Origin of the sequence: Methylotetracoccus oryzae (genome assembly GCF_006175985.1) — a bacterium.
Lineage (GTDB): Bacteria > Pseudomonadota > Gammaproteobacteria > Methylococcales > Methylococcaceae > Methylotetracoccus > Methylotetracoccus oryzae.
In genome coordinates this window covers 61,335-75,179 of sequence record NZ_SRSH01000002.1, presented here as the reverse complement: position 1 = coordinate 75,179, position 13,845 = coordinate 61,335, and the positions used below count along the sequence as shown (strand labels likewise).

Annotated in this window: 8 protein-coding genes; 2 read left to right on the top strand and 6 right to left on the bottom strand. The window is 64.3% G+C overall.

Translation table 11 applies throughout. From position 1 onward, the window contains the following. Positions 1-205 precede the first annotated feature (205 nt). From thiS to BWR02_RS02915, 6 genes are all read right to left on the bottom strand, one after another. Positions 206-1,189, bottom strand: a complete 984-nt coding sequence (gene thiS / locus BWR02_RS02940) for a sulfur carrier protein ThiS (protein WP_139556269.1) — start codon at positions 1,187-1,189, stop codon at positions 206-208. Positions 1,190-1,193: 4 nt separating this feature from the next. Next, positions 1,194-2,333: a 3-deoxy-7-phosphoheptulonate synthase AroG gene (gene aroG / locus BWR02_RS02935; RefSeq protein WP_139556268.1), complete on the bottom strand. Its 1,140-nt coding sequence runs from the start codon at positions 2,331-2,333 to the stop codon at positions 1,194-1,196. A 150-nt stretch (positions 2,334-2,483) separates the two neighbouring features. After that, the gene (locus BWR02_RS02930; protein ID WP_139556267.1) at positions 2,484-4,478 is read right to left on the bottom strand and encodes an ATP-binding response regulator; all 1,995 of its coding nucleotides are present in this window, start codon (positions 4,476-4,478) and stop codon (positions 2,484-2,486) included. Between the two features lie 207 nt (positions 4,479-4,685). After that, complete coding sequence (gene msrQ / locus BWR02_RS02925; RefSeq protein ID WP_139556266.1) at positions 4,686-5,360, bottom strand: protein-methionine-sulfoxide reductase heme-binding subunit MsrQ; 675 nt, start codon at positions 5,358-5,360, stop codon at positions 4,686-4,688. Positions 5,361-5,371: 11 nt separating this feature from the next. Next, positions 5,372-6,298, bottom strand: a complete 927-nt coding sequence (msrP, locus tag BWR02_RS02920; RefSeq protein ID WP_201276130.1) for a protein-methionine-sulfoxide reductase catalytic subunit MsrP — start codon at positions 6,296-6,298, stop codon at positions 5,372-5,374. Positions 6,299-6,644: 346 nt separating this feature from the next. Beyond that, positions 6,645-9,104: an EAL domain-containing protein gene (locus tag BWR02_RS02915; RefSeq protein WP_139556264.1), complete on the bottom strand. Its 2,460-nt coding sequence runs from the start codon at positions 9,102-9,104 to the stop codon at positions 6,645-6,647. A gap of 482 nt (positions 9,105-9,586) precedes the next feature. Here BWR02_RS02915 and BWR02_RS02910 point away from each other — a divergent pair, with 482 nt between their 5' ends. Both BWR02_RS02910 and BWR02_RS02905 read left to right on the top strand, forming a co-directional pair. Then, positions 9,587-10,447 carry a shikimate dehydrogenase family protein gene (locus tag BWR02_RS02910; RefSeq protein ID WP_201276116.1) on the top strand — a complete coding sequence of 287 codons (861 nt, stop codon included), beginning with the start codon at positions 9,587-9,589 and terminating at the stop codon, positions 10,445-10,447. 296 nt (positions 10,448-10,743) lie between these two features. Next, positions 10,744-13,686 (top strand): chemotaxis protein CheB, encoded by a 2,943-nt coding sequence (locus tag BWR02_RS02905; protein WP_139556263.1) that lies wholly within the window; start codon positions 10,744-10,746, stop codon positions 13,684-13,686. Positions 13,687-13,845: the final 159 nt, after the last annotated feature.

Here is a 13,845-nt window from a genome sequence, read left to right as displayed (position 1 = left end):
GGCACACATCCGAAACAATCATGAGGCTGGCGCCCGAAGGGCCGGCCTCGAGGTTCCGCCGCCTGGTTAGCAACTCCTGCAGCCACTCGCCACGAGTCCGGACACGAGCGGCTGGGTCGCAACCAATCTGGCCAGGACTCGGGTCTTTCATCAAGATGGAACCCTTAGCCCAGCCGGCAGCTACGATGCCCGCCCCATGGGCGGGCTAGAGCGGAAGCCCCTCCGTCGGTGATGAAGCCGACGCAAAACGGCGCCGCGGCATGCGCCCGGCGAGAAAGGCCTCGCGACCGGCGTCGATCCCCTTCTTCATGGCCGAAGCCATCAGCACCGGGTTCTTGGCCTCGGCGATTGCCGTATTCATCAGCACGCCGTGACAGCCGAGCTCCATCGCGATGGCGGCATCCGATGCCGTCCCGACACCGGCGTCCACAATGATCGGCACGGACGCATTCTCGAGGATCGTCATGATGTTGTAGGGATTGCGTATCCCGAGGCCCGACCCGATCGGCGCCGCCAGCGGCATCACGGCCACGCAGCCGATCTCCTCGAGCCGTTTGGCAACGATGGGGTCATCATTCGTGTACACCATGACCTCGAATCCTTCCGACACCAGCGCCCGCGCGGCCTCCAGCGTCGCGACCACATCCGGAAACAGGGTCTTCGGATCGCCGAGCACCTCCAGCTTGACCAGGCGGTGCCCGCCGAGCAGCTCGCGCGCCAGCCGACAGGTCCGCAACGCGTCCTCCGCCGTGTAGCAGCCGGCCGTATTGGGCAGAATCGTGTAACGGTCGGGCGAAATGACATCCAGCAGATTCGGCTGGGACGCATCCTGGCCGATATTCGTGCGGCGGATCGCGACCGTGACGATCTCGGCTCCGCTGGCCACGATCGCATCGCGGGTTTCGTCAAGGTCGCGGTATTTGCCAGTACCGACGAGCAGACGCGAGCGGTACTCGCGTCCCGCCACGACCAGTGGATCGGCGATGCCCTGTCCGCCACCGATCGCCTGAACGATTTCCACGCGATCGCCTTCTCGCAGCCGGCACTGCGCATAGGTGCCATGCGGCACGATATCCCGGTTCACTTCCACAGCGATACGCCGACCGGCATAGCCCATCGCCTCCACCAGGGTTTGCAGACTCTCCGCTTCGCGGAGTTCCCGCAGTTCGCCGTTCACATAAACGTTCATGGTCTCATTTGATCGCGAGATGAGGGTTGACGTGAGCCGATTGGCGCCGGTCCTGCTGGCGGCGCCGTTGCACGACGGCATCGGCCAGTAACTGAAGAACGGCCTCGCTGGCCTCCCACCCGAGACATCCATCGGTGATGCTGACACCGTAGGCGAGCGGTTTTCCGGCTTCCAGCGGTTGACTGCCGGCGTTCAGGTGGCTTTCGATCATCACGCCGAAGATCCGGTAGTCGCCGTTCGCGATCTGCTCGCCGACGTCCTGGGCAACCAGGGTTTGCCGCTCGGGATCCTTCAGGCTGTTCGCATGACTGAAATCGATCATGAGGTTCGCTGGCAGCTTCGCCGCCTCGAGCGCATCCGCCGCCGCAGCTACGCTCACTGCGTCATAGTTCGGCTTCCGGCCGCCACGCAGGATGATGTGGCTGTCTTCGTTGCCCAGGGTCGAGACGATGGCCGAATGGCCCGCCTTCGTCACCGAAAGGAAATGGTGCGGACGCCGCGCGGCGCGGATCGCATCGACTGCGACCTTGACACTACCGTCCGTGGCATTCTTGAAACCCACGGGGCAGGACAGTCCCGAGGCGAGTTCACGGTGCACCTGGCTCTCCGTCGTCCGCGCGCCGATGGCGCCCCAGGCGATCAGGTCGGACACATATTGCGGGGTGATCAGATCAAGATACTCGGTCGCCGCCGGCATCCCCATCTGGTTAAGGTTTACCAGGAGCTTGCGCGCCAGGCGCAACCCCTTGTTGATATTGAAGCTTTCATCCAGATCGGGGTCGTTGATCAGGCCTTTCCAGCCCACGGTCGTGCGCGGCTTCTCGAAGTACACGCGCATCACGACGACCAGATCGCGCGCCAAGCGGTGCTTCAACGGCAGCAATCGGCTGGCGTAGTCGAGGGCTGCCTCCGGATCATGAATGGAGCACGGCCCGATGATCACCAGCAGGCGATCGTCTTCGCCAGCCAGGACCTGATGAATGTCTCGTCGCGCCACCAGCGTGGTGGACGCGGCCTGCTGCGTGATCGGGAATTCCTCCAGCAACTGCTGCGGAGCCATGACCTCGCTGATGGCGCGAATGCGAAGGTCGTCGGTGCCGAAATCGGCACCTGGGGAATTGGAGTCTACCGAGTGATCTTTCATGACTTCTGGGAACGGAGCGCATGTGGCATGGGCCACCGCAGCCGCGGGAAAAGCCGATTATCATACTAGAGAACTTGGCGATTGAGGTAAGTGGCTGAGCCTGTGCCGAAAACCCTCGCCCTGTCCTTGCCGCCCGCGGTCGGCAGTCGCTCAGGCTGATTGGTTCCGCACCAACTCCCCCAGCCGGCGGACCAGGGCATCGGGGTCGATCGGCTTGCGGCAGACTTCCCAGGGGGCGTCGAAACCGTCCGGCGGCGCGCGCCAGTCGACTTCGCCGGTCAGGAACACGACCGGAGTGGCCGTCGCCCATTCGAACCGTTCCCGCAGCACGGCGACGATATCGACACCCGTCTCACCATCCCGCAAGCGGTAGTCCGTTACGAGAGCATCCGGACAGCGGTCGCGGCTCGCCAACAGGCCACGGGCCGTCGCGACACGCTCCACCCCCTCGGCGATACAACCGACCGAGCGCAGCGACTCGACCAGCCCGTCCAGGATCAGGCGCTCGTCCTCGACGACGAACACGTACTTTCCCTGCAGCGCGTCGCAACCCGCCCGCGCCGTGGCCCGGCGCGACGCCGCTTCGTGCGCGTCGATCGCCAAAGCCATCGGCATGGTCAGCGTGAAGCGCGAGCCCCGCCCGTCGCGCGACCAGAGGTTCACACGATGATCCGGAAGAACCTCCTGGATCCGGCGCACGATCGCGAGCCCGAGGCCCAGTCCCGGCTGCCTCTTCCCGGTCGCATGTCTGACCCGGAAGAACTCATCGAAGACGCGCGCCTGGCAGATGGCGGGGATGCCAACCCCGGTGTCGCGGACGACGACACGCACATGCCGTCCCGCCGATACCGCGCCGATCACGAGTCCGCCGCGCTCGGTGTACTTGATCGCATTGCAGGCGAGATTGCACACCGCCCGCTTCAACAACGCGCGATCGCTGATGGCCAGGCAAGGCGCGCGGTGCGAAACCCGCAACCGTAGACGTAGCCCCTTTTCGGCGGCACAGGCACGCAACTCTGCAGCGACCTCGCCCAGCAAGCGGTTCACGTCGACCACGACGAGTTCGGGATCGCTGCGCCCAACGTCCCAGGCGTCGCTAACCTCCTTGAACATGGCCCCGATCTCGCGCGCTGCACCTTCGATGGCCGACAGATCGGCCTTGATTTGCCCGGCCGCTGCACGGCCGCATCGCCCCTTGGCGAGACGGACGTACAGTCCGATGATCGAGAGTGGCTGCTGCAGGTCATGAAAGGCCGCCGAGAAGAGACGTTCGCGAGTATCCGCGAGGTCGGTCAGCCCAGCGCTTGGGCACTCAAGCCCTCCTCCGTCAAGCACACCGGGCGCTAGCCCATGACCGGCAGGCACTGCGGGTATGCCGATCACCCCGCCCCTGCTCCGTAGGGACACGGCACGCCGGCGAGTACGCTGTCGAAGCCGGAACAGCAATCTAAGGCCGAGTTCGTGGCGAACGCAGAGGAACATGCCCAAGACATTCGCGGCCGCCAGAACCGGTAGTCCGCCGAGTGCCGTCGCCGCACCGACCTCGCCGGCAGAACTCGCCCCGAGGAAGACCAGCGCGCTGACAGCGCCCAGCATGACCGCCGGTAGGAATAGCAGACCGACCACGGCCTGGGCGAACAGCACGACACCGGCAAGGCCCGGCACCATCCCGATGGACGCCTGTTCCGAGCCGGCCGGCTCCACCACCCCCTGGATCAGTACCAATCCGCCGACGGCCGCGAGTGGAGCGCAGAGCAGACAGCACGACGCGCCGCTCCGGAAGGCGAGCGGCCGCGTCGCGACCAGCCACCACGTGGCGGCCAGAACCGGAGCCACCCAGAGCAGGCCGATCAGGCTCAGTTCGCGCGAGAACTCGGGAAAGCGATGAATGTTCCAGAGCGTGAACAGGCACCAGCCCAGGCAACCGACCGCCAAAGCACAGCGCGCCTGAGGATAAATGCGCTCCGCATGGAAGACCCGGAAGGCGATCTCGTCGCCCGCAGAAAACCGGTGAGGCCGCCAGCGGCGACGTAGCGGCAGCACGCTGCGCCGCAGGAGGCGCACCAATGCGCCGCCTCCACCCCAACCGGATGGGGCCGCGCCCAGCGGCAACCGCAACCAGTGCGGAAGAGTCTCGATTCGCAATGTCGCCTTCCCCCCGAAAAGACGATGGACCGCCCGGCGCAGACATCAAGGTGCCGTTCTCGTGCAGCGGTACCAAGCAAGCCATTGGAACTACACCTTATTGCCAGGGCGGTTGGCAATACGTAAGAACACGTAGAAGGGGTAATCCAGTGGGCGAGCAGCACGGCACGGCGGCATAGCCACCACCGCCGGGCGGAACGAGAGCGATCAGGACCCGGGAGGGCTTGGCCGGCCCCGTGCGCGCACTAGCGGCGCGGTCGGGTCTAGCGCGGGACGCCTCGCGTTGCGCAATCCATCCACCGCCCGCCAGCCGAGCAGAGCGGCGACGGCGAAGCCGAAAATCAGCGGCTCCGTGATGTCCTTCTTCACCAGCCACGCGAAATGCAGGACCCCGGCACCGGCAATGATATAAACGAGTTTGTGCAATCGACGCCAGCCTTTGCCGCCGAGCCGCCGGATCATGCCGTCGGTCGATGTCGCAGCGAGCGGGATCAACAGCACGAAGGCCGTAAATCCGATCGTGATGTAGGGCCTTTTGACTATGTCCTTGCCGATGGACATCCAGTCGAAAAACTGATCGAGAACGAAATACGTCAGGAAGTGCAGCAGGCCGTAGAAGAATGCGAAGAGTCCCAGCATCCGCCGCAACCGGCCCAGCCAGGGCCAGCCGGCGAGCTTGCGGGCCGGCGTCACGGCCAGCGTGACCGCCAGGAAAAACAGAGTCCACCAGCCGGTGGTGCGCGTGATCTTTTCGATCGGATTTGCTCCCAGCGCATCCCCAAGTCCCTTATGGACCAGCAGGATGAGCGGCGCCAGGCTGGCAAAGAAGACCGCCAGCCTGGTACTCGACACGAAGGCGACCGGGGGGTTGTTCCAGCGCATTCCCGTCGGCCTCAAAAATACCGCTGCAGATCCATGCCGGCATAGAGTTGCGCGACCTGCTCGGCATAACCATTGAACGGCAGTGTCGGCCGCTTGAAGAATTCGCCGATCCGGCGTTCCTTGGCCTGGCTCCAGCGCGGATGATCGACGTCCGGATTCACGTTCGAGTAGAAGCCGTACTCCTTCGGGCCGGCGAGATTCCAGGTGGTCTCGGGCTGGGTTTCGGTCAACCGGATGCGGACGATCGACTTGGCACTTTTGAAGCCGTACTTCCACGGCACGACGATACGGATCGGCGCCCCGTTCTGGTTCGGCAGGACTTCGCCATAAAGCCCCACCGTCAGCAGCGTCAAGGGATGCATCGCTTCATCGATCCGGAGCCCCTCGCGGTAGGGCCAGTCGAGCACCGTACCCCGCTGACCCGGCATCTGCGTCGGATCCAGCAGCGTGGTGAACTCCACGAATTTGGCGCTGCCGGTGGGTTCAACGCGCTTCAACAGCTCCGCCAGCGGAAACCCGACCCAGGGTACGACCATCGACCAGGCTTCGACACAACGAAGCCGGTAGATGCGCTCCTCCAGCGGAGCCATCTTGAGGATTTCTTCGATGGCAAAGGTCCTGGGCTTGCCGACCGCCCCATCGACGACGACGGCCCACGGGCGTGTCCGCAGCGATCCCGCCCTTTTCGCAGGATCCTCCTTGTCGGTCCCGAATTCGTAGAAGTTGTTGTAAGTCGTGACGGACTCGTACGGTGTCAGTTTCTCGTCGATGCGATACGCACCCGGCTTCAGATCCGCGAATTTGTCTGCGGCCGCAACACCTCGCGGCAACAGGGCCAGCGCCGATGCGCCCGCCGCCAGTTGCAGCCACCGCCGCCGATCACGGAACACCTCGGACGGTGTGATTTCCGACGGCCTGATATCGGACGCTTTCTTGATCAGCACGGCAAATCTCCTGAATTTGGTCAGCCACCGGCTGAGATTCGCAGATCGGGCTTCGGTTCCGCGCCGGAGCCGGACCCACCCTGACAAGGCGCCGCCCCGACGATTAAAAGGGCTCCCGGCCTGACATCGCCGCGCGGGCATCGAAACGAAAGCGCAGCGCTGGCAAGGAGGGACGGGCATCTCGCCGGTGCGCAGCGATCGGCCACCGAGCGGGTAGGCAGAAATGTAACGGGGCGCGGTTCGAAACGCCAGACGCGATGAACACCGGGAACAGGCCGTAAAGCCCTCCGGAACGGCGTTGCGTCGAACGGGGCGGGAATGGCCGGACAGGTTGCAGCGCTCACATGGGTCTGGGGGAGCCCATATGAAAACCTTGCGCGTAGTCGATGTTCATCGCGCTGACCTTCTGCAAGGTCTCTGCGTTCTCGACCCACTCGGCGACGGTCTTCAAGCCCATGACCTTGCCGAGGCGGTGGATGGCCTCGACCATGGTCTCGTCCACACGGTCGTTGGCGATCTCCTTGACGAAGCGCCCGTCGATCTTCAGGTAATCGACCGGCAACGTCCTCAAATAGCCGAAGGACGACAGGCCATTGCCGAAATCATCCAGTGAGAAGCGGCAGCCGAGTTCCCGAAGCTGCGTCATGAAAGGCAAGGCATTGGTCAGGTTCGAGATGGCGGCGGTTTCCGTGATCTCGAAGCACAGGCTGGAGGCCGCGATGCCGCTGTCCTTGATGCGCTCGCTGATGAAATCCAGCGCGTCAGGGTCGCCCAGCGACTGACCGGACAGATTGACAGACAGCCGCGTTCCAGCCCCCTGCACGGCACCGCCACCCTTCAGGGCAGTGATCGTCTCCCCTACGACCCAGCGATCGATCGCACCGATTTGTCCATAGCGTTCCGCCGCAGCCAGGAAGGCGCCCGGCAACACGATGTCGCCCTGCTCGTCCACGAGACGGACGAGCACCTCGCCGAGTTCCAGGCCCTGGTCGGCGGCCCGCACTGGAACGATGGGCTGCCGATAAAGCCGCAGACGGCCTTCCGCCAGCGCCTGCTGCAGCCGCGGCAGCCACCGCATGTCCCCCTGACGTTGCGCCTCGAGGCGATCGTCCGGTTCATAGACATGGACCCGATTCCGGCCGCGGTCCTTGGCCAGATAGCAGGCATTATCGGCGGCTCGCAGCACGCTGGCCGCGTTCTCCCAGCCCCCTGCGATCTTGACCAGACCGATACTGACCCCCACGCCGAAACTCTTGTCCTGCCAACCGAAGCGAAAATCCTGGGCCAGCTCACGCAGCGTATTCGCAATCCGGGTCGCCTCGTCGACACGGCAATGCTCCAGCAACACGCCGAATTCGTCGCCGCCGAGCCGGCCGAACGTGTCTCGCGCCCTGATGCGATTTCGCATCAGGGCTGCAATCTGCCGCAGCAGTTCGTCACCCGCGACGTGCCCGCAGGTGTCGTTGACGACCTTGAATCGATCGAGGTCCATGAAGAGCAGCGCATGCGGATCATGGGGGGCGGCGTGCTGCAGGACACGCTCGAGGCGGCGCTCGAACTCCCGCCGATTGACCAGCCCGGTCAACGCATCATGGGTGGCCTGATGCGTGAGCTGCTGAGCGATGCGGCGCTCTTCGGAAATGTCGCGAAAGGTCAGAACCGTGCCGACCTTCGCGGCCTGCCGGTCGAGAATCGGCGCCGCGGTGTAATGGACATGACGACGGAACCCGCTGCGGTCGGTCAACAACAACTGTCCGGCCGAACGGGACTCGACCACCGGCGGCAACGCCGTCACGGCCCGCTCGCGCTCATTCGGATCCCCGGACTCATGCGCCACCTGGAATGCCTCCGCCAGTGGCCGACCGCTCACCTCATGACAGTGCCAGCCGGTTACCTGTTCGGCGATCGGGTTCAGAAAGGTGATGTGACCCTCACGATCGGTCGTGATCACGCCGTCGCCGATGCTGGCGAGGGTGATGCGGAACAATTCCTTCTCCATCTCCAGCCGATCACCGATCTGCTCGAGTTCCACCGTGCGCTGCGCGACCCGCTCTTCGAGCACCCCATGCGATTCCTCCAGTGCCCGCTGAACCTGCCGCTTCTGTTCGACCTGCGCGGCCAGCACAGCGTGCACTTCGTCCTGCCGTTCCCTCGCCCGGCGAAGATCGTCGATCAGATCGAGGTTCTCGAAGCGCAGCCGGAGCGACCGTTCGACCGTCGCATGCAAACGCCGGGAGATGACCCACAACGAGACGATGAAGAGCGCGAGCATGGTGCCCATCAGCGCATGAGGCTGCCCCTCCTGCAAGAACATGCGGATCGTGAAGGGCGCCAGGGCCGGGATCAGGAACAGTGGTGAGGCGATCTTCAGGGGCGATAGCGTGGTGACGGCGCCGGCCGCCATGCCGGCCAGCACGAAGGCCAGTAGCATTTGATGCGGAACACTCTGGGGCGTGAAAAAGCGGACGCCGGCCACCCCCCAGAGTATGCCGTTGACTGCCACTCCCAACAGGAACGGGCGCTGCCACACGGAGTTGCTGTCGGCCACGGACGCCGAACGCCGGTACCTCAACAGCAATCCATAGCGCCACGCGGTCCAGACGATCACGGCCACGAGCCACATGTCCAAGAATCCGGGGGCCACGCGGTCGCGGAGGCCGACGGCCAACAGCAGGCTGAGTACCACCGTGGCCAGCGCGGCGGACGGGAATTGCTCGTAAAGCAGCGCCACCTGACCCGATTCGATGGCGCGCCGCCACCGCGCGGAGCCCGTTAGGCCATTGTCGCGCGGTGCGCTCATGGCGATCCAATCCACCCGGCTCTGCGGGCTGCCCGCTCACGCAGGCCGCCCCGGCACCGGCTCACGCCTGTTGGCGCCAAAGGAAATCCCACCCAAATCGGTCGGGTCGATCGAAGCACATGCCGTTCAAGGAGTCTCCGCGGATTTCGGTCTGCCGGGTCGCGGCATCCGGTTGGAAATACGAGGCGGGCAATGAACCAAACGCGTTAAGGCTTTAGCTGAGCTTTGACTAAGGGCTGGACCGGCCGGGGCTCAGGCTGGCTCGCAGCAGATTAGCTTACACCGAATGCCGTGGCGGAGGCATCTCCCGGTTTGCCCGAACCCGGGATCACGCGGCAAGCGCGAACACCGCTGCCGGAGGCCACATCAATCTCTCCCCAGACCGTAACCATTGTGTCCTGTCGGGTCTACACTAGCCATACGTCCACACTAACCTCGCGCGCCCGGAGGGCTGCGCCCGACTCAACCCACGGAGAACGCTCGTGTCAGACCGCACCCTTCCCCCACAGAAAAAGATGACCGGCATGTTTGGCCACCCCGTCGCCGAAAACCCCATCGACCGGATGTTCGACGCCGTTTACGCGCATTACGGACTCAATTGGCAGTTCTGGAAATGCGACATTCGGTCGGCCGACGAGTTACCCGCCGCAATCCGCGGCGCCGCGGCCCTGGGCTTCTCGGGTTTCTGCATCACCGTTCCTTACAAGATCGCGGCAATACCGAATCTCGATGACGTGGACGAAGATGTCCGCATCATTGGGGCGGCGAATTACGTCACCTTCGACGGGGGCCGCATGATCGGCCATAACAACGACGGGAAGGGCGTTGTGAAGGCCATAGAGAAGGTCACGCCCATCGCCGGCCGGCGCGTCGCGATGTTGGGGGCGGGCGGCGCGGGCAGAGCCATGGCAGTCGAAATTGCCCGGGCGGGCGCGGCCCAGATGACCCTCATCACCCGACGGGAATCCCAGGGAACCGAAGTTGCCGACCGAGTGACACGGGCGACCGGCGTCCCAGGTGCCTGGATGGCCTGGAAGGGTGACGTCACGATTCCGGAGGGCACCGACATCCTGCTGAACGCGACCCATCTGGGCTCGGCCCCCGAGTTGGAACCGGTACCGATGGACTGGAGCAGCATTGCCCCAGGCACCACCGTCGTCGACGTGATCACCAATCCCCGGATCACGCCCCTTCTCGAGACCGCTCTGGGCAGGGGCTGCAAGGTGGTCGACGGAGTCGAAATGCTGGTACAACTGGCCATGCAGATCTTCGAGGCATGGACCGGAATCGCCCCCGATGAGGCCGTCTTTCAGAAAGCCGTGGCGGCGGCTTTGGCGGAGTAATTCGGACGGTAAATCCCTCGAGGACCAAGCGAGCGAGCGCAGAGGTCTGGGCACTACGTCGGTGTAACACGGGGGCGAGGTCTGTCGCAGATCGCCTTATCAGCCGGGTGTTCCCGCTCGTTCGCATCAGCCTTTTGGCGTAAACTTGGCTCGCGCGCAACGGGCGGCACGACGGAACCCCGGAGGCTGCGGGCCGCCGGTGAGACGCGCCTCGGCGCCGATCTGCGCCGCTGCTGCCAGCCTGGCAGGAAAGGTGAATTTGCGCTCGACCCAGGGGGCCCAGCCCTAGACCCGTCATGATCACTGAGACTCACAAGGACGACCGCCAGCCGCCAGTCCCACCGGATCGCTTCGGCGGACATGTCGTTTGTATCGGCGCCTCCGCCGGCGGACTCGACGCACTCGAAAAATTCTTCGACGCCTGCTCCGCCGAGACCGGGGCTGCTTTCGTCGTGATCCAGCATCTGTCGCCGGATCACAAAAGCATGATGAGCAACCTGCTGGCGCGGCACACGCTGATGCCGGTCAAGCTCGTCGAAGAAGGCATGCGGCTCGAGGCCAATCAGATCTATCTGATACCACCGGGCGCGATCATGCATGCCAGCGCCGGTTGTCTGCACCTTACGCCAAAGAACCCGCGCGGACTGACGCTACCGATCGATATCTTTTTTGCATCGTTGTCGGATGTTTACGGACCGAACGCCGTCGGCGTGATCTTGTCGGGCACCGGAACGGATGGCACCCGCGGGGCACGGGCGATCAACGCGGCGGGCGGGTTTTTGATGGCCCAGGACCCGGACTCCGCAAAATTCGACGGCATGCCGCGCTCCGCGATTGCGACCGGCGTCGTCGATGCAATCCTGCCGGTCGAGGAATTGCCGGGCCGTCTGGTCGCGCATATCCAGAAACTACCGTACGACGTGGCCAAAGCGGCGCCCAAGGTCGTGCCCTATCAGGCCATGCCTTACGACCAGGTGTTCGGTGCGATTTTGCAGCTGCTGCACCAAGTGTGCAGTATCGACTTTTCGGAGTACAAGCCGGCCACGGTCCTGCGACGTATCGAGCGGCGCATGCAGGTCCTGCGCATTGGCGAACTCTACCAATACCTCGACCTGCTGGAATCGGACCGCAGCGAAATTCTCGCCCTGCGGCGCGAAATGCTGATCGCCGTGACCAGTTTCTTTCGCGACCCGGAGGCCTTCGCGTTGCTGTCGGAGAAGGTCATCTCGCCAATGGTCGCCGCCAAGGAACGGGGCGATACGGTACGCGTCTGGACCGCCGGCGTGGCCACCGGCGAGGAAGCCTATACGCTGACCATGCTGTTCATCGAGGCCTTCGAGCGGGAGCGACGCTGGCCCAACCTGAAGGTCTTCGCGACGGACGTCGACCAACAATGCATCGAGACGGCCGGTGCCGGCCAATACCCGGAATCCGCCGCGGCGGAACTCTCGCCCGAGCGCCTGGAGCGTTTCTTTGTCCGCCGGGGCGACACCTTCGTCGTCAAGAACGAGTTGCGGCAATGCATCGTGTTCGCGCGCCACAATGTATTGGCCGACCCGCCCTTCACGCGCATGGATCTGGTGGTTTGCCGGAACACGCTCATCTACTTCAAGTCAGCGGCACAGGAACGGGTGCTGCGGGCGTTGCAATACGCCGTCAAACAAGGGGGCGCGCTGATGCTCGGCTCCAGTGAATCCCTTTCAGCCGTGTCGGAGGGACTGGAACCGATCAATGCCAAACACAAGCTGTTCCGGCGCAAGGGTGCCCTTTCGCTGCCGTTCATGGACCACAAGACGGGAACGGTTTATGCGCCGGCCGCTCGCAGCGCCGCCGTGCCGGGCGCCTACCGGAACCGGCGTGCTCCCGCCGACAACGCCGTCGCCGATGCCGGCATGACCACCCTGCTGGGACTGTTCGCGCCACCGTCCGTCATCGTCAATCAACAGCACGAGGTCGTGCATCTCTATGGTGACGTGAACCCCTACCTGCAGACCCGCGAGGGCGCGGCCAGTCTGTCGGTCGACCGCCTGTTGCCGGACGCCCTCATCCCGGTCGCCTCGGCCCTGTTGTACAAATCCGGCCGCGACCAAAGCTCGATCGTTTCCGACGTGGTCGAGGCGCAGCTGGTCAACGGCCAGCGGCGCCGGCTGCGACTGTCCGCACATCCGCTGCAGGGGGACAAGGAGGAACACCGCGTCCTGTTGTGCTTCCAGGAAGAGGCGGGTGAGGAGCGGAACGGGGAAGTCGAAGCGGTCAATGTCGATGCGGAAACGCTCGCCCGGGTGCAGGTGCTCGAACGTGAACTCGCAGCCACGCGCGAAAGCCTGCAGGCGACCATCGAGGAGCTCGAAACCTCAAACGAGGAACTCCAGGCGACCAACGAAGAGCTGATGGCATCCAACGAGGAACTGCAGAGTTCGAACGAGGAATTGCAATCGGTCAACGAAGAGATGAGTACCGTCAACGCGGAATTCCAGGAGAAGCTCCTCCTGTTGAACCGCATCAACGCCGACCTCGACGGGATGGCCAAGGCGGCCGGAGTGGCCTCTGTCTTCGTCAATTCCCAGCTGCAGATCACCCGGTTCAGCCCGGATGCGACCCAGATCTTCAAGCTGCGCGAGTCCGATCTCGGCCGGCCGCTGGACGACATCACGCACCGCCTGAACTACCCCGGTCTGATGGCGGACCTCGAAAACACGCTGCGTACCGAACGGATGACCGAACGCGAGGTATCCTCGGCCACCGACGCGGCGGCCTATCTGGTCCGCATTCTGCCGTACATGATCCCGTCGACGACGGACCGCGGCGCCGTCGCGACCTTCATCGATGTGACCGCCTTCCACGATGCGAAGCGACTGCAGGCGATCCTCGATGCCCTGCCCGAACACATCGCGGTGGTCGATCCCGCCGGCACCATCGTCGTCATCAATGCGGCCTGGCGCCGTTTTGCCCAGGCCAATGGTGATCCCGACCTGATCCATTCGGGACTCGGCGCGAACTATCTCGATGTCTGCCGGACGCAAGACGGTCAGGATAGAGAAATCGCCGAACGCGCCTATCAGGGCTTGCGCAGGGTCCTGGAAGGGTCTCTGCCCCAGTTTTCGCTTGAGTATCCGTGTCACTCGCCGACCGAGGAACGTTGGTTCCTGATGAACGTGGCGCGGCTCATGGGGGAGGAACTGGGCGCCGTGATCAGCCACGTGAACATCAGCGCCTGGCAACGCGGAACGCCGCGATGACCGCCCCGACCTCTGAGGACAGCGGTCGCATGAAGCGCTCAGCATCGGGGAAAATTCATCCGATAGACCCCGGGCATTCGACGTGGGCAAGCATGCGAGGCAACGCCTCAATCGGTGAGATCGGAACGGCCGCACGCTCCGGTGAGCTGTTGGGCCGCG

What these genes read in the sequence shown, in the direction of transcription:
- msrQ (WP_139556266.1), bottom strand. Translation starts at nt 5,360, where the DNA reads ATGCGCTGGAACAACCCCCCGGTCGCCTTCGTGTCGAGTACCAGGCTG.
- BWR02_RS02905 (WP_139556263.1), top strand. Translation starts at nt 10,744, where the DNA reads ATGATCACTGAGACTCACAAGGACGACCGCCAGCCGCCAGTCCCACCG.
- aroG (WP_139556268.1), bottom strand. Translation starts at nt 2,333, where the DNA reads ATGAAAGATCACTCGGTAGACTCCAATTCCCCAGGTGCCGATTTCGGC.
- BWR02_RS02915 (WP_139556264.1), bottom strand. Translation starts at nt 9,104, where the DNA reads ATGAGCGCACCGCGCGACAATGGCCTAACGGGCTCCGCGCGGTGGCGG.
- thiS (WP_139556269.1), bottom strand. Translation starts at nt 1,189, where the DNA reads ATGAACGTTTATGTGAACGGCGAACTGCGGGAACTCCGCGAAGCGGAG.